This window comes from Kitasatospora sp. NPDC059973 (genome assembly GCF_042737525.1).
Taxonomy (GTDB): domain Bacteria; phylum Actinomycetota; class Actinomycetes; order Streptomycetales; family Streptomycetaceae; genus Kitasatospora.
The window spans coordinates 15,515-35,634 of record NZ_JBHWUI010000063.1 but is presented as its reverse complement, the minus strand read 5'-3'; the positions used below and the strand labels follow the sequence as shown (position 1 = coordinate 35,634).

The window sequence follows — 20,120 nt, the reverse complement described above, 5'->3', positions numbered from 1 at the left end:
CCGGAGTCTCCCGCCAGGCCCAACTTCGCCCACGGAGGGCGAGCGGGCTCAGCGGCCGCCGAGCTCCCGGAGCCTGGTCATGTCGATCATGCTGGTGTCGAAGAAGCTGGTCTCGTCCAGGCCCGGCTGCTGCGGGACGGCCGGCGGGTTGGCGGGCTGCTGCGGGTAGCCGTAGGCGTCGTACTGCTGCGCCGCGTAGCCCTGCTGCTGCTGCGGATAGCCGTAGCCGCCCTGCTCCTGCGCGGCCGGGTACCCCTGCTGCTGGTGCTGCTGCTGCTGGTGTTGCTGCTGCTGCTGCCCGTACCCGTACTGGCCGCCGTACGGATCGCCCTGGCCCGCCGGGTCGAAGCCGCCGCCGTACACCTCGGCGTACTGGCCGCCCGGCTGTTGCGCGGCGGCGTACTGGTCGACTCCGGGCGCCTGCCAGCCGGCCGCGGCCGGGGTCTGCTCCGGCCAGGTCTGCTGCTGCGGCACCTCCTCGCGGTACCACGGCACCTCCTCGCCGTCGGCGTCGGTGGCGAAGCCCGCCGCCACCGCCTCGGCGCGGTTCTTGGCCTGCTGGGCCTCGTCGGCGGCGGCCAGGTAGGCCCCCAGCTCGTCGATCGGGGCCTTGCCGAGCAGCTTGTCGCGGCCCTTGCCGACCGCCTCCAGCGTCGCGCTGAGGACGTTCTCCAGGGTGGCGAGCTTCACATCGACGTACTCGTCGACCTCGGGGCTCGGGGTGATCCGCGGCTGCGGCCGGAACTCCTCGCCGTCGGTCTCGCCCTCGTACGGGGTCTCGAAGACGCTGGAGTCGCCGCGCAGCTTCGTCCGGCCGCGGCCGACCGCGCCGAGCGTCTTGGTCAGCACGACCTCGAAGTTGGCGAGCTTGCTGTCCACGTAGTCGTCGGCCTCGGCGCGCTTGGTCTCGACCTCGGCACGCGCCTCCGCGAGGATGCGGTCCGCCTCGGCCTGGGCCCGGCGGACCACTTCGGTGTCGGAGATCAGCGAGCCGCGCTCGGCGTGCGCGCCCTGGATGATCCGCTCGGCCTCCGCCTCGGCGCCGGCGACCACCTGCTCGTGGTCGGCCATCACCGACTGGGCCTGGGCCAGCTCGGCGGGCAGTGCCGCCCTGAGGTCCTGGAGCAGGCCGACCAGTTCGGCTCGGTTCACCACGCAGGAGGCCGACATGGGCATCGAGCGGGCGTTCTCGACGGCCGCGACGATCTCGTCGACCTTGTTCTGCACGTCCACGGGGCTTCGTCTTTCCGTGTGCCGCCGACGGTCCGGCGGAGGCAGGCCCGGCGCGGTGGACCTCACCGCAGGGCAGGAACACAGACTTTACGGCCACGGCGGGGCGAGGTCACAACGCCCGGACCGGGCGGCCGGACCGGCCCCCGGACAACTGGTGACGAATCGGCAGAAACGGACCGGCCCGGCTCCGGCCCGGCGGCTACTGGGCCTTCCGCTGCGCGATCCGCTCGACCAGCCGGCGGTGCACCGTCTCCGGCAGCAGGTGCGAGACGTCGCCCCCGTACGAGGCGACCTCCTTGACCAGCGTCGACGACAGGAAGCTGTACGTCGGCGAGGTCGGCAGGAAGAGCGTCTCGACCCCGCTCAGCCCGTGGTTCATCTGGGCCATCTGCAGCTCGTAGTCGAAGTCGCTGACGGCCCGCAGGCCCTTGACGATCGCGGGGATGCCGCGCTCCCGGCAGAAGTCCACCAACAGGCCGAGGTGCGACTCGACCACGATGTTCCCGTACTTGGCGGTGGTCTCCTCGATCAGCGCGATCCGCTCCTCGATGGTGAACATGCCCTGCTTGTTCCGGTTCACCGCCACCGCGACGTGCACCACGTCGTACAGCTTCGAGGCCCGCTCGATGATGTCGAGATGACCGTTGGTGATCGGGTCGAACGATCCGGGGCAGACGGCGCGGCGCATGGCGTGGATGCTCCCTCGTGGGGTGACGGGTCCTGCGGGCCTCGGCCCGCTACGAGTGTGGGCGGCCCTCGGCGGCGGCGCGACCGTACCAGAGCGTGCCCTCGCCGTAGCGGCGCGAGCGCAGTACCTCGAAGCCTTCGGGCCAGCCGAACTCGCCGCCTCGGGTGCTGCGCTCCACGGTGACGAGTGCGTCGGCCGCGAGCCAGCCCCCGGCCAGGAGTGTGATCAGCATCTCGCGCACCTCGTCGTCGGTGACGACGTACGGCGGATCGAGGAAGACCAGGTCGTACGGGGTCTCCGGGGGCGGTCCCGCGATCACCTTCTCGGCCCGGGAGGCCACCACCACCGCGCCCGGCAGGTCGATCGTCCGGACGTTCTCCCGGATCACCCGGGCCGCCTGGCCGTCGGCCTCGACCAGCAGGACGTGCTCGGCGCCGCGGGACAGCGCCTCCAGGCCGACCGCGCCCGATCCGCCGAACAGGTCGAGCATCCGGGCCCCGTGCAGGGTGCCGCGCAGGGCCTCCAGCGTGGAGAACATCGCCTCGCGGGCCTTGTCGGAGGTCGGGCGGGTGCTCCGGCCGGGCGGTACGGCCAGCCGGCGGCCGCCGGCCGCCCCGGCGATGACGCGGGTCATGGTGGTGGGAGGTCCTTTCGTCGCTGCCCGACCACGCTATACGGCTCCCACCCGAAGGGCCGCCCCGAACCCCTCGCCGCAGCCCCGGCGGAGGGCTGCGGCGAAGGTCGCGGCGAGGCCGCGGGATCAGCTCGCGTCGGCCGCCGTCGACTGGGGCGGGATCGCCGCGCCGAGCAGCGCCGGCGAGGCGTAGCGGGACCACGAGAGGCAGCCGTCGGGCGGGCAGAACTCGGGGCGGCGCGGGTCGTGCCCGAGCTCGCGCAGCTTGGTGCGGACGGAGTCGGGGGTGCGGCCGAAGCGGGCGGCGATCCGGGCGACGGTCTCGCTGTCGTGGAACCGCCGGACCAGCTCCTCCTCGTGCTGCGGCACCCAGGGGGCGCCGTGTCCGGGGTAGAGCTCGCGCAGCACGTCACGGTCGGGGATGGGCTCGGAGACGTCGGCGACGATCGCCAGGGCCCGGAGCGCGCGGTTGAGCGCGATCCGCAGCGAGGCGACGTCCTCGACCGGCAGGCGGAGCTTGCCCGAGGCGAGCGGCGCGGCGGCCGCCCCCTCGCGCCAGCCGGTCAGGGTGAGGGTGACCTCGCGGTCGTCGTCGCTGGCGAGTTCGATCCGGAAGACCTTGTCGCCGAGCGGGAGCTCGTTGAGATGACGGAATGCCATGGCAGGACCCCCAAGTGTCGTGCCAGGTACGCACCTTGAGGGTGCGTCCTGAACAACTACATTCTCTCGCGGGGGTCTGACAATCGGCCCTGGCGGTCGGCCCCGACGGTCAGCCCGCACGGGCGGCCCGGGCACCGGCCCGCCGGCCGGGCCCCCGGGGGCTCAGCCCTTCTCCAGGTACTCCGCGCGGTCGGCGTCCAGCAGGCTCTCCAGCGCGGTGCGCAGGTCCGGGTGGGCGGCCAGCTCCGGGTCCTCGGCGACCAGCCGGGTGGCCTCGGCCCGGGCGGTCACGATGACCTCCTCGTCCTCCAGTACGGAGAGCACCTTCAGCGAGGACTTCACCCCGGACTGCGCCTGGCCCAGCACATCGCCCTCGCGCCGCTGTTCGAGGTCGATCCGGGACAGCTCGAAGCCGTCCAGGGTGGCGGCCACCGCGTCCAGCCGGGCCCGGGCCGGACTGCCCGCCGGCATGTCGCTGACCAGCAGGCAGAGGCCGGCGGCGCTGCCGCGCCCGACCCGGCCGCGCAACTGGTGCAGCTGGGAGACGCCGAAGCGGTCGGCGTCCATGATCACCATCGCGGTGGAGTTGGGGACGTTGACCCCGACCTCGATCACCGTGGTCGCCACCAGGACGTCCACCGCGCCGGCCGCGAACCGGCGCATCACCTCGTCCTTGGCGTCGGGCGCCAGCCGGCCGTGCAGGATCTCCACCCGCAGCCCGGCCAGCGGGCCCTTCAGCAGCTTCTCGGCGGTCTCGACGACCGACAGCGGGGGGCGCCGGTCGTCGCTCCCGGCGCCCGCGTCGGGCTCCGCGCCGGTGAGCTCCTCCAAGTCCTCGGCCGGGACCGGCCGGCGCTTCCGCTTGGCGTCGGGGGCGGGCTCCTCGTCCCCGATCCGGGGGCAGACCACGTACGCCTGGTGGCCCTTGGCCACCTCCTCGCGGACCCGCTCCCAGGCCCGCGCCAGGAAGTTGGGCTTCTCCAGGGCCGGGACGACATGGGTGGAGATCGGCGAGCGGCCGGCCGGCAACTGGTCCAGCACCGACGTCTCCAAGTCCCCGAAGACGGTCATCGCGACGGTGCGCGGGATCGGCGTGGCCGTCATCACCAGCAGGTGCGGCGGCTGCTCGCCCTTGGCGCGCAGCGCGTCCCGCTGCTCGACGCCGAAGCGGTGCTGCTCGTCCACCACGACCAGGCCGAGGTCCTGGAACTGCACCTTGTCCTCGATCAGCGCGTGGGTGCCGATCGCGATGCCCGCGTCCCCGCAGGCCATGTCGAGCATCGCCTGGCGGCGGGCCGGGACGCCCATCGAGCCGGTCAGCAGCACCACCCGGGTGCCGAGGTCCGAGCCGCCCAGCAGGCCGCCCTCGGCCAGGTCCCCCATCATCTCCACGATCGACCGGTGGTGCTGCTGCGCCAGCACCTCGGTGGGCGCCAGCAGGGCGGCCTGGCCGCCCGCGTCGACCACCGCGAGCATGGCGCGCAGCGCGACGAGCGTCTTGCCGGAGCCGACCTCGCCCTGGAGCAGCCGGTGCATCGGGTGTTCGGTGGCCAGGTCCGCGGCGATCTCGGCGGAGACCTTCAACTGGCCGTCGGTGAGGGTGAACGGGAGCCGGGCGTCGAAGGCGTCCAGGAGGCCGCCGGCCCGGGGCTCGCGGGGCTTGGCCGGCAGGGCGGAGTCGGCGGCCCGGCGCTGCGCGAGCGCGACCTGGAGGACGAAGGCCTCGTCCCAGCGGAGCCGGCTCTGGGCGCGCTCGCGGTCGGCCTGGCCGCGCGGGCGGTGGATCAGCTCCAGCGCCTCGGGCAGCGGGATCAGTTCGTGCCGCTCGCGCAGCTCCGCGGGCAGCGGCTCGCCGACGTCGGAGAGGTGCTTGGTGAGGGCGGTCTCGACGCAGAGGGAGAGCTTCCAGCTGGGCATCTGGGCGCTGGCGCCGTAGACCGGGATCAGCCGGCCGGCGAACTGCTGCGCCGCGTCCGACCCGGTGTCCTCGTCGAGCAGTTGGTAGTCCGGCGAGACCAGCTGGCGGGTGCGGTTGAAGACGCCGACCTTGCCGGCGAACAGGCCCTGGGCGCCGGTGCGGAGCTCCTTCTGCCGCCAGCCCTGGTTGAAGAAGACCAGCGAGAGCCGGCTGCGGCCGTCGGTGACGACCACCTCCAGGCGGTCCCCCTTGCGGCCGCGGAACGGGATCAGGGTGACCTTCTCGATCCGGGCCAGCACGGTGACGTGCTCGTCGATCTCCAGCTCGTCCAGGCTGGTGAGCTGGCCGCGCTCGACGTAGCGGCGCGGATAGTGGTGCAGCAGGTCCCCGACCGTGCGCAGCTTGAGGCTGTCGGCGAGCACCTTGGCGGTACGGTCGCCGACGAGCTTGGTCAGTGGTTCATCGAGAGCGCCCATCAGGCCCTTGTTTACACCACCGGACCGACATTCCGGGCGCCACCCGCTGCCCGGCGCCCCGGCCGGACCGCGGCGCCCGCCGCCCGGACCGCTACTCCACGCCGATGAGCAGCGGCGCGGACTCCTGCCCGCCGTGGAAGACCACCGCGTCGACCTCCGGCCGCCGGTGCCGGGCGTGCGCCACCAGCCGGTCGGCCAGCTCCTCGTCCGCGCCGTCGCCGAGGATCAGGGTGACGAGTTCGCCGCCCGCGCCGAGCATCCGATCGAGCACGCTGGCGCCGACCTCGGCCGGGGCGGCCCCGATCACCACCACGTCCCCGTCGATCAGCCCGAGCACGTCCCCGGCCTGGCAGACCCCGGCCATCGTCCAGGACTCGCCCTCGGCGACGGCGAGCTCGGCGTACCGGGTGGCGCCGGCCGCCGAGGTCATGGCGACCACGTCCTCGTCGAACCGGCGGCCGGCCTCGTGCACGGCGAGGGCGGCCAGCCCCTGGACCGGTGACCGGGTGGGCAGGACGGCGATCCGCACCCCCTCCTCGCGCAGCTGGTCGGCGGCGGCCCCGGCGGCGGCCCGCAGCTCGGGGTCGTTGAGCAGCAGGACGACCTCCCGGGCGCCCGCCCGGCGGACGGCGGCGGCGAGTTCGGCGCTGGCCGGCGGGCGGTCCGGGTCGGCGTGCAGCACGACGGCGCCGGCCTGCTCGCAGAGGTCGGCCAGTCCCGCGCCGGAGACCACCGAGAGCACCACCCGGGTGCGCTCCTCGTGCTCGCCGCGGTCGTCGGCGGTCCCGGCCCGGGCGGCGGCCTCGGCGAAGTGCGTGATCCGGATCTGGTGCGGCCGCCCGGCCCCCAGCCCGGCCTCCACCGCGGCCCCCGCGTCGTCCACGTGGACGTGCACGTTCCAGAGGCCGTCCCCGCCACCGATCACCAGGGAGTCGCCCAGTCCGGCGAGCCGCTCGCGCAGCGCGGGCAGCGCCTCGTCGGGGGCGTCCAGCAGGTAGATCACCTCGAAGGCGGGGTGGCCCGGGCCGGGCGGCCGGACGTGCCCCTGGCAGCTCTCGACCGGCCGGACGTCACCGCGCAGCGCGACCGGGCCCATCGGCTGGTGGCCGGCCACCGCGTCGGCGAGCGCCCCGAGGACGGCGACCAGGCCGCGCCCGCCGGCGTCCACCACCCCGGCCTCGGCCAGCACGGAGAGCTGCTCGGGAGTGCGCCGCAGCGCGTCCCGGGCGGCCCGGTACGCGGTGTCGGCGACCTGGCCGAGCCCGTCGCCGGCCCGGGTCGCCTCCCGGGCGGCCACCCGGGCGACGGTCAGCAGGGTGCCCTCGACGGGCTCGGCGACGGCCTGGTAGGCGGCGTCCGCGGCCCCCTGGAGGGCGGCCCGCAGCTGGTCGGCGCCACCGCCCCGGGCCAGCTGCTCGGCGGTGCCGCGCAGCCACTGGGCGAGGATCACGCCGGAGTTGCCGCGGGCGCCGACCAGCGCGCCCCGGGCCATCGCCCGGGCGGTCTCGGCGAGCCCGGGGGCCGGGCCGCCCGCCGGGTCGGTGAACCGGCTCTCCACCGCGGCGGCGGCGGACTCCACGGTCAGGTAGAGGTTGGTGCCGGTGTCGCCGTCCGGGACGGGGTAGACGTTGAGTGCGTCGATCTCCTCGCGGGCCTGGCCGAGCGCGCGCAGGGCCAGCTGGCACCAGCTGCGCACGGCCGGGGCGTCGAGCGTGGTCAGCACCAGGTCTCCTCCGGATGGGACGCCGTGATGGCCTGAGGTTGAACGGCGAGGGTTGGTACCGGCAGGTTATCGGGGGCCGGGGGCCGCCGCCGGAAGCGCCGAGCGCGGCGATCACCTGCGCAGACGTGGTAGTTTCGTTGAACGGAAGCAAGCGTTGTATGCTCTTCCGGTTGCCTGGAACAGTCCAGGCTCACCCCATTGATCTGATCTGGTTCACGTGAGTGCTCCGGTGGGTTGGCGGGGTTTCGAACGTAAATGATCTGAAGTCTTGGAGTGACTCCTGTGGCTGCCAACTGCGACGTCTGCGGCAAGGGGCCGGGCTTCGGCAACAGCATCTCCCACTCTCACCGCCGTACCCCCCGTCGTTGGAACCCCAACATTCAGACGGTGCGCGCTGTGATTGGGCGGACGCCGAAGCGGCTCAACGTCTGCACCTCGTGCATCAAGGCCGGTAAGGTCTCGCGCTGACGCGCAGACCGGTAAGCCGGTCCTCCAGGAAGCCGGTCCATCCTCGGATGGGCCGGCTTCCTGTTTCTGGATCCCGGCTCTCCAGTGCCGACCCCTCTCTCCGGGCCTGCCCGGAGCCGCCACGGGCGGGCCCTCGGGCCCGCCCGTGGTCGTTTTGCGGCCCCGGTGCGCTCAGCGCCAGCGCCAGGCGTGGTCCACCGGGCCGATGCCGGACCCGAGCGCGAAGCCGCCGGCGATCGCGCCGGTGATGTAGGCCTTCGCCGAGGCCACCGCCGCGGGCAGCGGTTCGCCCTTGGCCAGCCCGGCGGCGATGGCGCTGGCCAGCGTGCAGCCGGTGCCGTGGGTGTGCCGGTTGTCGTAGCGGGGCGCCCGGTACCAGTGCTCCTCCCCCGGCCCGCCGTACAGCAGGTCGGCGGCCTCGCCCTCCAGGTGCCCGCCCTTCACCAGGACCCAGCGCGGCCCGAGGTCGAGCAGCGCCTTGGCCGCGTCGAGCATCTGCGCCTCGTCCTCGACGGTGCGCCCGGTGAGCTGCGTCACCTCGTGCAGGTTGGGCGTGGCCAGGGTGGCGACCGGCAGCAGCCGCTCCCGGACGGTGGCGACGGCCTCGGCGGCCAGCAGCGCGTCGCCGTGCTTGGAGACGCCGACCGGGTCGACCACCACCGGGGCGTCCACCCCGGTCAGCAGCTCGGAGACGGTCTCGACCAGCTCGATCGAGGCGAGCATCCCGGTCTTCACGGCCTGGACGCCGATGTCGTCCACCACACTGCAGAACTGGGCCCGGACGGCCTCGGCCGGCAGCTCCCAGTAGCCCTGGACACCGAGCGAGTTCTGCGCGGTGACGGCGGTGATCACGCTCATGCCGTGGACGCCGAGGGCCAGCATCGCCTTGAGGTCGGCCTGGATGCCGGCGCCGCCGCCGGAGTCGGATCCGGCGACGGTGAGCACCCGCGGGGGTGCGGAGAAGGGGCCGCCCTGGGGGCGGCCGCCGGGAGCGGGGGCGGAAGACGGGAGGGACATGGGCCCCAACCTACCCGCGCCGCCTCAGAGCACGGCTTCGGATTCCGCCCAGCGGTCCTGCGGCACGGTCTTGAGGTGGGTGACCGCCTCGGCGACCGGCACCAGCTCGATGTCGTTGCCGCGCAGCGCGGTGAAGTGCCCGAAGGCGCCCTTGTGGACGGCCTCCACCGCGTGCCAGCCGAACCGGGTGGCGAGCACCCGGTCCCGGGCGGTGGGGGTGCCGCCGCGCTGGGTGTGGCCGAGGATGACCGGCCGGGCCTCCTTGCCGAGCAGGTTCTCCAGCTCGTTGGCGAGCCGGTTGCCGATCCCGCCGAAGGTCCGGTGGCCGAACTGGTCGACGACGCCGTGGTCGAAGCGCATCGTGCCGGGCATCGGGGCCGAGCCCTCGGCGACCGCGATGATGGCGAACTTCTTGCCCCGGGAGAAGCGGTCCTCGACCATCCGGGCGACCGCCTCGATGTCGAAGGGCTTCTCCGGGATCAGGATGCCGTGGGCGCCGCCGGCCATTCCGGCGGTGAGGGTGATCCAGCCGGTGTGCCGGCCCATCAACTCCACCACCATCACCCGCTGGTGGGATTCGGCGGTGGTCTTCAGCCGGTCGATCGCGTCGGTCGCGACATGGACCGCGGTGTCGAACCCGAAGGTGACGTCGGTCGCGTCGATGTCGTTGTCGATGGTCTTCGGCACGCCGACCACCGGCAGTCCGGCGTCGCTGAACATCTTGGCGGCGGTCAGCGTGCCCTCGCCGCCGATCGCGATCAGCGCGTCGATGCCGATGTCCCGGGCGAGGGTCTCGGCGTTCTCCACCGCCCAGGCGATCCGGTCGCGCTGCACGCGGGCCGAGCCCAGGATGGTGCCGCCGAGGGTGAGCAAGCCGGTGACGTCGTCGTGCGAGATCGGCCGGGTGCGGCCCTCGATCAGGCCGAGGAAGCCGTCCTCGATGCCGACGATCTCGTCACCGTGCACATCGGTTCCCCGGTGCACCACGGAGCGGATCACCGCGTTGAGCCCGGGGCAGTCTCCGCCGCTGGTCAGGACACCGATGCGCATGGTGGCTGTGCTCTCCCGCTCCGCAGTGGTTCAGACCATCCGCGCCCGAGGAGCAGCAGGTGGATCCGGTTCAGCGCAAGCCTACGCCGTCCCCCGGCGCGGGCCCGCGCGCCGCTCGCCGGGGCGCCCCGCGCGTCCGGGCCGATGCGCGCACCCGCGCCGGCCCGCGGCCTCCCGCCGGGCGGCTGACGCCGCGCTCATTCCGCTCACTCCGCTCACTCCGCGAAGTGGTCCCAGCCGCCGACCCGGTCCCAGGGCTCGCCGTCCACCGTCACCCGGCCACCGCGGGACGGCCGGGCCCGGCCGGTCACCTCGCCCACCACCCGCCAGCGGGCGGGCAGTTGGACCCCGCGCGGGAAGGTCGCCACGATCGCGTGGTCCTCGCCGCCGGAGAGCACCCAGACCAGCGGGTCCACCCCGACGGCCTGCCCGATGTCGGCCATCTGCGCCGGGACGTCGAAGTCGGCGGCCCGCAGGTCGATGTCCACCGCGCTGGCCCGGGCGACGTGGCCGAGGTCGGCCACCAGCCCGTCGCTCACGTCGACCATCGCGGTGGCGCCCAACTCGGCGCCGGCCGGGCCCGCGTGGTACGGCGGCTCGGGCCGGCGGTGCGCCTCGACGAAGGCGCGCGGCGAGCGGAACCCGCGCTGCAGCACGGTCAGCCCGGCGGCGGACCAGCCGAGCCAGCCGGTGACGGCGACCACGTCGCCCACCTGAGCCCCGGCGCGCGTCACCGGTGCGCGCCCCTGGAGATCCCCGAGCGCTGTGATGGCGAGGGTGATGACGTCGCCGCGCACCACGTCGCCGCCGACCACCGTGGCACCGGCCACCTGGCACTCGTCGCGCAGCCCGTCCATCAGCTCGGTGGCCCAGGTGGTCGGCAGATCGGCGGGGGTGACCAGGCCGAGCAGGATCGCCGTCGGCACCGCGCCCATCGCGGCCACGTCGGCGAGGTTCTGGGCGGCGGCCTTGCGGCCCACGTCGTAGGCGGTCGACCAGTCCCGGCGGAAGTGCCGGTTCTCGATCAGCACGTCCATGGTGGCGACCACCCGGCCGTCCGGCGTCTTCACCACCGCGGCGTCGTCGCCCGGACCGAGGTCGACCGCGTCGGTGAGCGGTACCCGGGCCGTCAGCTCCCTGATGAGTCCGAACTCGCCGAGCTCGCCCACGGTCCCCTGCATCTGCCGTCCTCTCGCGTTTCCATCCGAATCGGAACTGGTGCCCCCCGCTCCCCCGCGCGCAGCGTACGCCCTCCGGGGGTGCAGAAGTCTCCCCTCCCCGGCCCGCTGCGCGGTAGCGTGGTGATCGGAATGCCGGTGAGTCCGTTCCCCACCCCCGAACGCCCGAGCGGGCGATCACGGCGCCGATCCCCGTTCCCAGCCGCCGGGAGGTCCCCCCGTGGTACAGGCATACATCCTGATCCAGACCGAGGTCGGCAAGGCCACCGCCGTGGCCCGGTCCATCTCCGAGATCCCCGGTGTCCTCCAGGCCGAGGACGTCACCGGACCGTACGACGTGATCGTGCGGGCCGAGGCCGAGACGGTGGACGACCTCGGCCGCCTGGTCGTGGCCAAGGTCCAGCAGGTGGAGGGCATCACCCGCACCCTCACCTGTCCGGTGGTCCACCTGTAGGCCCCGGCTACCATCGGCGGGTGGCCCGAGAACTCCGCGTCCCCCGCTTCCTGACTGCGCTGCCGGCCCCCGTCCGGTGGCTGGCCCTGCCGCTGGCGCTGAGCTGCACCGTCGTGGTGCTGCTCGGCAGCTGGAGCGCGCCCGCGGCGATCGAGGTGCCGAAGCCGACCGGGAGGGCCGCCGGCTACTGCCGGGACCTGGCCGCGGCGCTGCCCCAGGAGGTGCTCGGCCACGCCCGCAAGGACCCGTCGCCCGGCTCCCCGTACGTGGCGGCCTGGGCCAGCTCGCCGCGCACCGTGCTGCGCTGCGGGGTGGACCGGCCGGAGGCGCTGAACGGCGAGCACGCCAAGGACCTCTCCCCCACCATCGACGACGTCACCTGGTGGGCGCAGAAGCTCGACGACGGCGGATACCGGTTCATCACCACGATGCGCCGGGCGTACGTCGAGGTGACCGTCCCCGGCGGGGCCTTCAGTAATCCGCTCGACCCGGTCTCCGCCCTGAACGGCGTGGTGAAGGCCAGCATCCCGTAGCGGCCGAGAGCAGGGGAAGGGCGGTCCGGGAGCTCCCGGACCGCCCTTGCGCGCGTGTGCGGCTGGTGCTGCCCGGGCGGCTAGCGCAGCCCGGTCGGGCGGCGCAGCGCCGCCTGGAGCAGCCGGTCGATCAGCTCCGGGTACGACAGCCCGCTGGCCTCCCACATCTTCGGGTAGGCCGAGATCGGGGTGAAGCCGGGCATGGTGTTGACCTCGTTGATCATCCAGCTGCCGTCGTCCAGCAGGAAGAAGTCCACCCGGGCCAGGCCCTCGCAGCCGAGCGCCTCGAACGCGGCGACCGCCTGACGGCGGATCTCGGCGAGCTCGGCCGCACCGAGTTCGGCCGGGATGCGCACCTCGGAGGAGTCGATGTACTTGGCCTCGAAGTCGTAGAACTCGTAGTCGCCGCCGACCAGGACCTCGGCCGGGACGCTGGCCCGCGGGCCGTCCTCGAACTCCAGCACCCCGCACTCGATCTCGCGCCCGGACACCCCGGCCTCGATGATCAGCTTGGGGTCGTGCCGGCGGGCCTCCTCGATCGCGGCGTCCAGCCCGGCGAGGTCCTTGACCTTGGTGATGCCGATGCTGGAGCCGGCCCGGCAGGGCTTCACGAACACCGGCAGACCGAGTTCCCCGACCCGCTCGCGGACGGCGGCGCGGCCGGCCTCGCTCTCCCACTCCCGCGGCCGGACGATGGTGTACGAGCCGACGCCCAGGCCGTGCGAGGCCAGCACCCGCTTGGTGAACTCCTTGTCCATGCCCACCGCGCTGGAGAGCACGCCGTTGCCGACGTACGGCACTCCGGACAGCTCCAGCAGGCCCTGGAGGGTGCCGTCCTCGCCCCAGGGGCCGTGCAGCAGCGGGAAGACCACGTCGACCTCGCCGAGCGCCTTCGGCACCGCCCCCGGCTCGCTCCAGACCACCTCGCGGCTGTCCGGGCTGACCGGCAGCACGACCTGGCCGTCGACGGCCTCGGCGACCTGGGCGACGTCCGGCAGCCGGCCGTCGGTGATGGCCATCCGGGCCGGATCGTCGCTGACCAGCGCCCAGCGGCCCTCGTGGGTGATGCCGATCGGCAGCACGTCGTACTTCTCGCGGTCGATCGCCCTGAGCACGCTGCCCGCGGTGGACACCGAGATGGCGTGCTCGGAGCTGCGGCCACCGAAGACGAGCGCTACGCGCGGCTTCGCGGACGGATTCGGGGGGGTCTGTTCGATGCTCATATCGGGTGTGAGACTACCGTGCGAGCCGTTTCCGGGACGTCAACCGCCCCGGTCGCCCGGCGTCGTGCGGTCAGTGCCGCTCGGCCTTGGCCGAGCGCGACATCAGCGCCCGCAGCGCCTCCTGGGTGGGGCGCCCGTTGTGCACCACGTCCACCACGGCCTCGACGATCGGCATGTCGACGCCGCTGCGCCGGGCCAGGTCGAGCACGGACTCGCAGGACTTGACGCCCTCCGCGGTCTGCCGGGTGGCCGCGATGGTCTCGGCCAGCGACATCCCGCGGCCGAGGTTGGTGCCGAAGGTGTGGTTGCGGGAGAGCGGCGAGGAGCAGGTCGCCACCAGGTCGCCCATCCCGGCGAGCCCGGCGAAGGTGTACGCGTCGGCGCCGAGCGCCAGCCCCAGCCGGGTCGTCTCGGCCAGGCCCCGGGTGATCAGCGTGGCCTTGGTGTTGTCGCCGAGGCCCATGCCGTCCGCCATGCCGACCGCCAGGCCGATCACGTTCTTCACCGCGCCGCCCAGCTCGCAGCCGATCACGTCGGTGTTGGTGTAGGGGCGGAAGTACGGCGTGTGGCAGGCCGCCTGGAGCCGCTTGGCGACCGCCTCGTCGGTGCAGGCCACCACGCTCGCGGCGGGCTGCCGGTTGGCGATCTCCCGGGCCAGGTTGGGGCCGCTGACGACGGCCACCCGCTCCGCCCCGACCTTCGCGACCTCGGCGATGACCTCGCTCATCCGCTTGGCGGTGCCGAGTTCGATGCCCTTCATCAGGCTCACCAGCACGGTCTGCGGCTCGATCAGCGGGGCCCAGGCGGCGAGGTTCTCGCGCAGCGTCTGGGAGGGCACCGCCAGCACCGCGAAGTCGGCGCCGGCCAGGGCCCGCGCCGGGTCCACGGTGGCCCGGACCGACCCGGGCAGCGGGACGCCGGGCAGGTAGTCGGGGTTGACGTGGGTGGTGTGGATCGCGTCCACCAGCTCCGGCCGGCGCCCCCAGAGGGTGACCTCGCAGCCCGCGTCGGCCAGCACCATCGCGAACGCGGTCCCCCAGGAACCCGTTCCGAACACGGCACATCGGGTCACTTGCCGGCCTCCTCGGTGCTGTTCTTGCGCGTGCCGGCGGCCCGCTGCCGCTCGGCGGCGGCCGCCTCCGCCCGGTGCCGGGCCGCCGTGCGCATGTCGTAGCGCTCGGCCGGCGGCTCCTCGCCGCGGATGTCGGCCAGCACGGCGGTGATCGCCCGCATGATGTCCTCGGTCGCGTCCCGGAGCACCTGGGCGGTCAGCTCCTGGCCCTGGTACTTGCTCAGGTCCACGGCCGGCCCGGCCGCCACCGTCACCCGGTGCCGCGGGAACAGGTTGAACCGGCCCTTCCCCGAGCCGCCCCGGCCGTACGGCGGGATGATCTCGTGCGCACCCCAGTGCGCCACCGGGATCACCGGCGCACCGGTCATCAGCGCGACCCGGGCCACCCCGCTCTTGCCGGTCATCGGCCACAGGTCCGGGTCCCGGGTGAGCGTGCCCTCCGGGTAGAACTGGACGCACTGGCCGCCGTTCACCGCGTCGATGGCCGCCCGGAACGCGTGCGCGGCGTCGGTCGACTCGCGGAACACCGGGATCTGGCCGGTCTTGCGCAGCATGAAGCCGATGAACGGGACCGAGAACAGCGAGGACTTGCCGAGGATCCGCGGCGGCCGCCCGCTGTTGTACTGCCAGTGCGCGTAGACCACCGGGTCGATGATCGAGTTGTGGTTGACGGCGGCGATGAAGCCGCCCTCCTTCGGCAGGTGCTCCCAGCCCCGCCAGTCTGGCTTGACCAGCGCGGTCGTCACCGGCTTCACCAGCACGGCCGCGAAGCGGTACCAGATGCCGTAATCGGCGTTGCCGAAGCCGGCATACGAGCGGCGGGCCACCCCAGGTCCTCCTCATCCGGTGCGGCACGCGGGGTGCCGCAGTCTCTCGCCTCCCGCGACCCCCGTCGGACGGGGTCGGGGCGCGGAACAGTCTCGCCCGACCGCGGAGCGGCTGTCGAGCAACCCCGCCAGCACGTCGGGCGGGCGTGACCAAACGCACGTCCGCACAGTTCGGACGGCCTGGCGAGGGTTCCGGGACCGGCGTCACAATGACGCCGATGACCCAGGACACCGTACGCCCCAGCGGGCCCGTCGCGCCCCCCGCACCCACCGCAGGCTGGTCGCTGGTGCTGCCGCTCAAGCGGCTCGCCCTGGCGAAGAGCCGGTTGGCGCCCTTCGCCGGGCCGCACCGCGCGGACCTGGCGCTCTCCTTCGCCCTGGACACCGTGACCGCCGCGCTGGCCACCCCGGGCGTGTCCCGCGTCCTGGTGGTCACCCGGGACGGCGCCGCCGGCGAGCGGCTGGCCGCGCTGGGCGCGGTCGTCGTCGGCGACGAACCGGGCGGCGGCCTCAACGACGCGCTGGCGCACGGCGCGGCGGCCGCGCTGGCGCTCGCCCCGCACGCCCCGCTGGCCGCGCTCTCCGCCGACCTGCCGGCCCTGCGCCCGGCCGAACTGGCCCGGGTGCTGGCCGCGGCCCGGCCGGCCGGGCGGTCCTTCCTGGCCGACGCCCCCGGGTTGGGCACCACGCTGCTGGCCCGCTCCCCCGGCGGTCCGCTCGCACCCGCCTTCGGCGACGGCTCCCGGGCCCGGCACGCGGCCGGCGGCGCCCGCGAACTGCGGCTGGACGACGTGGAGTCGGTGCGCCGGGACGTGGACACCGGCGCCGACCTCGGCGCGGCGCTCGCACTCGGCGTCGGCCCGCACACCGGCGCGCTGTCGGCCCGGCTCGCGCAGGCGCTCGGACTCCCCGCCGCGAACCGCTCCGGACGGGCGCGCGAGCAACTCTGACCCCCGCTCCGGACGGGCGCGCGAGCAACTCCCCACCCGCGCCGGGCCGTCTCCGCGAGCTGCCCCGGGGGCCTGTCGGTGCTGCTCGCTATGCTGCTTCCATGCAGGCCACCGCGTTCACCTTCGACCCCGCCACCCGGGCCGGCTCCGTGCTGCTCGACGACGGGACCCCGGTGCCGTTCGACGCCGCCGCCTTCGACGCCGGCGGCCTGCGGCTGCTGCGCCCCGGCCAGCGGGTGCGGATCCGCACCGAGGGCGCGGGCGACGCCCGCCGGGTGGTCTTCCTGACGCTGCAGACCTTCCCGGACCCCGCCGAGGCCTGACGGCCCGCGCCGCTCCACAGCCGCGCGCCGGGGCCGGGACAGGCCCCGGAAAACCGAAGAGCCGTGGCGGCCCGACCACCCGGAATTCCGGGAGGGGGTGCGCCACGGCCCTGGAGAGCCGTCCGAGGACTACTTCGCGCTGGTCTTGCGCGCCGTGGTCTTGCGGGTGGCGGTCTTCTTCGCGGGAGCCGTCTTCTTGGCCGTGGCGGTCGCCTTCTTGGCGGTGGCCGTGGTCTTCTTGGCGGCGGCCGTGGTCGCCGTCTTCTTGGCGGCGGTGGCGGTCTTCTTGGTCGCGGCGGCCGTGGTCTTCTTGGCGGCGGCGGCCGTGGTCTTCTTGGTGGCGGTCGCCTTCTTGGCGGGGGTGGCCGTGGTCTTCTTGGCGGCGGCCGTGGTCGCCGTCTTCTTGGCAGCGGCCTTCTTGGTGGCGGCCGGGGCCGCGGCGGCGGCCGAGGCGGCGCGCTTGGTGGCGGCGCGCTTGGCGGCCGGGGTCGCGGCGACACCGCTCTTGCCCGGGGTGAGGGAGCCCTTGGGGGCCTTCTTCACCGAGGGGCCTTCCTTCGGCAGCTTCTTGCTGCCGCTGACCAGGTCCTTGAAGCCCTGGCCGGGACGGAAGCGGGGCACCGAGGTCTTCTTGACCTTGACCTTCTCGCCGGTCTGCGGGTTGCGGGCGAAGCGCGCGGAGCGCTCCACCTTCTCAAAGGTGCCAAAACCGGTGACCGACACCCGGTCACCGGCCACGACGGCGCGGACCATGGTGTCGAGCACTGCGTCGACGGCCTCTGCGGCAGCCTTGCGACCGCCCAGCTGCTCGGCCACCGCTTCGACAAGCTGAGCCTTGTTCACGTCTTCCCCTTCGGAAACGGGCGCCGGATGATTCCATCCGTTCATTTCGCACGTTAGGTATGTATCTGCGGACTTTCAATTACCAAACGCGCGAATCACCCTAGTGTCGCAATGGATTTGCGCGTCGGCGACCTCAGGCGACGGGCGGGCGCCCCTCGTCGAGGTCATGCACAAAGCGACTCAACCGCCTTGCCGCCTCCGGAAGATCGCGCTTGGCGGCCTCGGTGACGATCAGGAGTTGACGGGTGAGAGCGGTCTTTGCATCGGCAGACACGTTCAGCGCATGCACGCGGGCGTGAGCTTGCTTCAACCGCTCGGCCACAAGCGCGTAGAGCGCTGCGACTTCCGGGTCGTCCGGCCCCTCAGCAGGTGAGGTGGCGGCGTCCGGCCGATCGTCAATTCGGCGTTCGGATCCCCGGCCCGTGGACTCCGGTGACGCGGGTTCGCCGCCCGCGTACGGAGGTTCATGGTGCCGGTGCATGTACTGATTGTGCCATCTACCCGCAGTTGTGCTTGCGCGGGGCCTCTGCGGCAATGCCAAATCGGCAATCGGGGGCCGGCGCCGGGGGGTAACTCCGGGCCCGGAACGGCGGATGGTCCGCCCCCCCGAGGGGAGGCGGACCATCCGGTGGAACGTCAGAATGCTTGTTCTCCCGAGCCGCTCAGGCGACCGGCAGAGTACGCGGCTTGAAGGCGGGCCGGGTCTGTTCGAAGGCCGCGATGTCGGGCTCGTTCTGCAGGGTGATGCTGATGTCGTCCAGCCCGTTCAGCAGCCGCCAACGGACATTGTCGTCCAGCTCGAACGGGGCCGTGACGCCCTCGGCGCGCACCTCCCGGGCCTCCAGGTCGACGGTGATCCCGGCCGTCGGATCGGCCTCCACCAGCGCCCAGAGCCGCTCCACCGTCTCCTGCGGCAGCACGACCGTGAGCAGGCCGTTCTTCAGCGAGTTGCCGCGGAAGATGTCGGCGAAGCGGGACGAGACGACCGCGTGGAACCCGTAGTTCTGCAATGCCCAGACGGCGTGCTCCCGGGAGGAGCCGGTGCCGAATTCGGGGCCGGCCAGCAGGACGGTCGCGCCCTGGTACTCGGGCCGGTTCAGGACGAACGACTCGTCCTTGCGCCAGGCCTCGAACAGGCCGTCCTCGAAACCGGAACGAGTGACCTTCTTGAGCCAATGGGCCGGGATGATCTGGTCGGTGTCGACGTTGCTGCGGCGCAGCGGCACGGCGCGACCGGTGTGGGTGGTGAACTTCTCCATGCTGCTCAGGCCTCCACAGCGACGTCGGACGGGAGATCGGCGGGTGCGGCCAGTCGGCCGAGCACCGCGGTCGCGGCGGCGACCTGCGGCGACACCAGGTGGGTGCGGCCGCCCTTGCCCTGACGGCCCTCGAAGTTGCGGTTCGAGGTGGACGCGCAGCGCTCGCCGGGGGCCAGCTGGTCGGGGTTCATGCCCAGGCACATCGAGCAGCCCGCGTGGCGCCACTCGGCGCCGGCGGCGGTGAACACCTTGTCCAGGCCCTCCTCGACGGCCTGCAGGGCGACCCGCACCGAGCCGGGGACGACCAGCATCCGCACGCCCTCGGCGATGGTCCGGCCGTCCAGGATGGCCGCGGCGGCCCGCAGGTCCTCGATCCGGCCGTTGGTGCAGGAGCCGACGAAGACGGCGTCCACCGCGACCTCGCGCAGCGGGGTGCCGGCCTCCAGGCCCATGTACTTCAGGGCGTTCTCGGCGGCGATCCGCTCCTGCGGGTCGGCGAAGGAGGCCGGGTCCGGCACCTGGGCGCCGAGCGGCGCGCCCTGGCCCGGGTTGGTGCCCCAGGTGACGAACGGGGTCAGCTGGGTCGCGTCGATGAAGATCTCGTGGTCGAAGACCGCGTCCTCGTCGGTGCCCAGGGTCTTCCAGTACTCGACCGCGGCGTCCCAGTCCTCGCCCTTCGGCGCGTGCGGACGGCCCTCCAGGTAGTCGAAGGTGGTCTGGTCGGGGGCGATCATCCCGGCCCGGGCGCCCGCCTCGATGGACATGTTGCAGATGGTCATCCGGGCCTCCATGGAGAGGCTGCGGATGGCCGAGCCGCGGTACTCCAGGACGTAGCCCTGGCCGCCGCCGGTGCCGATCCGGGTGATGATCGCCAGGATCAGGTCCTTGGCCGTGACGCCCTCGGGCAGCTCGCCCTCGACGGTGATCGCCATCGTCCTGAACGGCGCCAGCGGGAGGGTCTGGGTGGCCAGGACGTGCTCGACCTGGCTGGTGCCGATGCCGAACGCCAGGGCGCCGAAGGCGCCGTGGGTGGAGGTGTGGGAATCTCCGCAGACCACGGTGGTGCCCGGCTGGGTCAGCCCGAGCTGCGGGCCGACCACGTGCACGACGCCCTGCTCGACGTCGCCCAGCGAGTGGATCCGGACGCCGAACTCGGCGGCGTTGCGGCGCAGGGTCTCCAGCTGGATCCGCGAGACCGGGTCGGCGATCGGCTTGTCGATGTCCAGGGTCGGGGTGTTGTGGTCCTCGGTCGCGATCGTGAGATCGGTCCGGCGGACCGTGCGCCCGGCCAGCCGGAGGCCGTCGAAGGCCTGCGGGCTGGTGACCTCGTGGAGCAGGTGCAGGTCGATGAAGAGCAGGTCGGGCTCGCCCTCCGCGCGCCGGACGACGTGGTCGTCCCAGACCTTCTCTGCGAGTGTCCGTCCCATCGGATTCCCTCCAGCCGGCCGCGTTGCCGGCCTTCTCGTGTTCATCGGGGTCACTGCCTGCGCCGCCCTGTGAGGCGCGCCGCGTGACCTGCACGCCGGATCGGTGTCCACCATGCGGACACTCTGTTGAGGCCGCATTCTGGATGTCTCCCGGGCTGCTGCAT

Annotated in this window: 21 protein-coding genes; 5 read left to right on the top strand and 16 right to left on the bottom strand. The window is 73.4% G+C overall.

Going from position 1 to position 20,120, the window contains the following annotated elements; translation table 11 throughout:
• Positions 1-48 precede the first annotated feature (48 nt).
• From ACFWA9_RS18900 to ACFWA9_RS18875, 6 genes are all read right to left on the bottom strand, one after another.
• The gene (locus ACFWA9_RS18900) at positions 49-1,233 is read right to left on the bottom strand and encodes an ATP synthase F0 subunit B (RefSeq protein WP_380388358.1); all 1,185 of its coding nucleotides are present in this window, start codon (positions 1,231-1,233) and stop codon (positions 49-51) included.
• Positions 1,234-1,432: 199 nt separating this feature from the next.
• Positions 1,433-1,921 (bottom strand): pantetheine-phosphate adenylyltransferase, encoded by a 489-nt coding sequence (gene coaD / locus ACFWA9_RS18895; protein ID WP_329489748.1) that lies wholly within the window; start codon positions 1,919-1,921, stop codon positions 1,433-1,435.
• A 49-nt stretch (positions 1,922-1,970) separates the two neighbouring features.
• Positions 1,971-2,555: a 16S rRNA (guanine(966)-N(2))-methyltransferase RsmD gene (rsmD, locus tag ACFWA9_RS18890; RefSeq protein ID WP_380388356.1), complete on the bottom strand. Its 585-nt coding sequence runs from the start codon at positions 2,553-2,555 to the stop codon at positions 1,971-1,973.
• Positions 2,556-2,681: 126 nt separating this feature from the next.
• The gene (locus tag ACFWA9_RS18885) at positions 2,682-3,215 is read right to left on the bottom strand and encodes a hypothetical protein (protein ID WP_352291629.1); all 534 of its coding nucleotides are present in this window, start codon (positions 3,213-3,215) and stop codon (positions 2,682-2,684) included.
• A gap of 162 nt (positions 3,216-3,377) precedes the next feature.
• Entirely contained in the window at positions 3,378-5,609 is a 2,232-nt protein-coding gene (recG, locus tag ACFWA9_RS18880; RefSeq protein WP_352291627.1) for an ATP-dependent DNA helicase RecG, read from the bottom strand.
• Between the two features lie 91 nt (positions 5,610-5,700).
• Positions 5,701-7,332: a DAK2 domain-containing protein gene (locus tag ACFWA9_RS18875; RefSeq protein ID WP_380388354.1), complete on the bottom strand. Its 1,632-nt coding sequence runs from the start codon at positions 7,330-7,332 to the stop codon at positions 5,701-5,703.
• A 282-nt stretch (positions 7,333-7,614) separates the two neighbouring features.
• On the opposite strand from ACFWA9_RS18875, the gene rpmB reads away from it, so the two are divergent.
• A complete protein-coding gene (gene rpmB, locus ACFWA9_RS18870; protein WP_014138233.1) occupies positions 7,615-7,800 on the top strand; it encodes a 50S ribosomal protein L28 in 186 nt (61 codons plus the stop codon).
• A 171-nt stretch (positions 7,801-7,971) separates the two neighbouring features.
• On the opposite strand, the gene thiD is transcribed toward rpmB, so the two are convergent.
• The 3 genes from thiD to ACFWA9_RS18855 form a co-directional block, all read right to left on the bottom strand.
• Positions 7,972-8,817: a bifunctional hydroxymethylpyrimidine kinase/phosphomethylpyrimidine kinase gene (gene thiD / locus ACFWA9_RS18865; RefSeq protein ID WP_380388352.1), complete on the bottom strand. Its 846-nt coding sequence runs from the start codon at positions 8,815-8,817 to the stop codon at positions 7,972-7,974.
• A gap of 24 nt (positions 8,818-8,841) precedes the next feature.
• A complete protein-coding gene (locus ACFWA9_RS18860) occupies positions 8,842-9,867 on the bottom strand; it encodes a 6-phosphofructokinase (protein WP_329489742.1) in 1,026 nt (341 codons plus the stop codon).
• A gap of 215 nt (positions 9,868-10,082) precedes the next feature.
• Positions 10,083-11,048: a thiamine-phosphate kinase gene (locus ACFWA9_RS18855; RefSeq protein WP_329489741.1), complete on the bottom strand. Its 966-nt coding sequence runs from the start codon at positions 11,046-11,048 to the stop codon at positions 10,083-10,085.
• Between the two features lie 217 nt (positions 11,049-11,265).
• On the opposite strand from ACFWA9_RS18855, the gene ACFWA9_RS18850 reads away from it, so the two are divergent.
• Complete coding sequence (locus ACFWA9_RS18850) at positions 11,266-11,499, top strand: Lrp/AsnC ligand binding domain-containing protein (RefSeq protein ID WP_329489740.1); 234 nt, start codon at positions 11,266-11,268, stop codon at positions 11,497-11,499.
• A 20-nt stretch (positions 11,500-11,519) separates the two neighbouring features.
• Positions 11,520-12,032, top strand: coding sequence for a DUF3515 domain-containing protein (locus ACFWA9_RS18845; RefSeq protein WP_380388349.1), 513 nt, complete (start codon positions 11,520-11,522; stop codon positions 12,030-12,032).
• Positions 12,033-12,112: 80 nt separating this feature from the next.
• On the opposite strand, the gene ACFWA9_RS18840 is transcribed toward ACFWA9_RS18845, so the two are convergent.
• The 3 genes from ACFWA9_RS18840 to ACFWA9_RS18830 form a co-directional block, all read right to left on the bottom strand.
• Entirely contained in the window at positions 12,113-13,255 is a 1,143-nt protein-coding gene (locus tag ACFWA9_RS18840; protein ID WP_329489738.1) for a D-alanine--D-alanine ligase family protein, read from the bottom strand.
• A 70-nt stretch (positions 13,256-13,325) separates the two neighbouring features.
• Positions 13,326-14,327 carry an NAD(P)H-dependent glycerol-3-phosphate dehydrogenase gene (locus ACFWA9_RS18835; RefSeq protein ID WP_329489737.1) on the bottom strand — a complete coding sequence of 334 codons (1,002 nt, stop codon included), beginning with the start codon at positions 14,325-14,327 and terminating at the stop codon, positions 13,326-13,328.
• Positions 14,324-15,154, bottom strand: coding sequence for a lysophospholipid acyltransferase family protein (locus ACFWA9_RS18830; RefSeq protein WP_352291617.1), 831 nt, complete (start codon positions 15,152-15,154; stop codon positions 14,324-14,326). Before ACFWA9_RS18830 ends, ACFWA9_RS18835 begins: the two co-directional genes overlap by 4 nt.
• Positions 15,155-15,372: 218 nt before the next feature.
• On the opposite strand from ACFWA9_RS18830, the gene cofC reads away from it, so the two are divergent.
• Both cofC and ACFWA9_RS18820 read left to right on the top strand, forming a co-directional pair.
• Positions 15,373-16,104: a 2-phospho-L-lactate guanylyltransferase gene (gene cofC, locus ACFWA9_RS18825; protein WP_380388346.1), complete on the top strand. Its 732-nt coding sequence runs from the start codon at positions 15,373-15,375 to the stop codon at positions 16,102-16,104.
• Positions 16,105-16,205: 101 nt separating this feature from the next.
• Positions 16,206-16,427 carry a hypothetical protein gene (locus ACFWA9_RS18820; protein ID WP_329489734.1) on the top strand — a complete coding sequence of 74 codons (222 nt, stop codon included), beginning with the start codon at positions 16,206-16,208 and terminating at the stop codon, positions 16,425-16,427.
• Positions 16,428-16,556: 129 nt separating this feature from the next.
• On the opposite strand, the gene ACFWA9_RS18815 is transcribed toward ACFWA9_RS18820, so the two are convergent.
• The 4 genes from ACFWA9_RS18815 to leuC all read right to left on the bottom strand — a co-directional run bounded on the left by ACFWA9_RS18815 (position 16,557) and on the right by leuC (position 19,956).
• Entirely contained in the window at positions 16,557-17,270 is a 714-nt protein-coding gene (locus ACFWA9_RS18815; protein WP_352291613.1) for an HU family DNA-binding protein, read from the bottom strand.
• A 133-nt stretch (positions 17,271-17,403) separates the two neighbouring features.
• Positions 17,404-17,751 carry a hypothetical protein gene (locus ACFWA9_RS18810; protein WP_380388343.1) on the bottom strand — a complete coding sequence of 116 codons (348 nt, stop codon included), beginning with the start codon at positions 17,749-17,751 and terminating at the stop codon, positions 17,404-17,406.
• 181 nt (positions 17,752-17,932) lie between these two features.
• On the bottom strand, positions 17,933-18,529 hold the full coding sequence (leuD, locus tag ACFWA9_RS18805; protein WP_329489732.1) for a 3-isopropylmalate dehydratase small subunit: 597 nt from the start codon (positions 18,527-18,529) through the stop codon (positions 17,933-17,935).
• Between the two features lie 5 nt (positions 18,530-18,534).
• Positions 18,535-19,956 (bottom strand): 3-isopropylmalate dehydratase large subunit, encoded by a 1,422-nt coding sequence (leuC, locus tag ACFWA9_RS18800; RefSeq protein WP_329489731.1) that lies wholly within the window; start codon positions 19,954-19,956, stop codon positions 18,535-18,537.
• Positions 19,957-20,120: the final 164 nt, after the last annotated feature.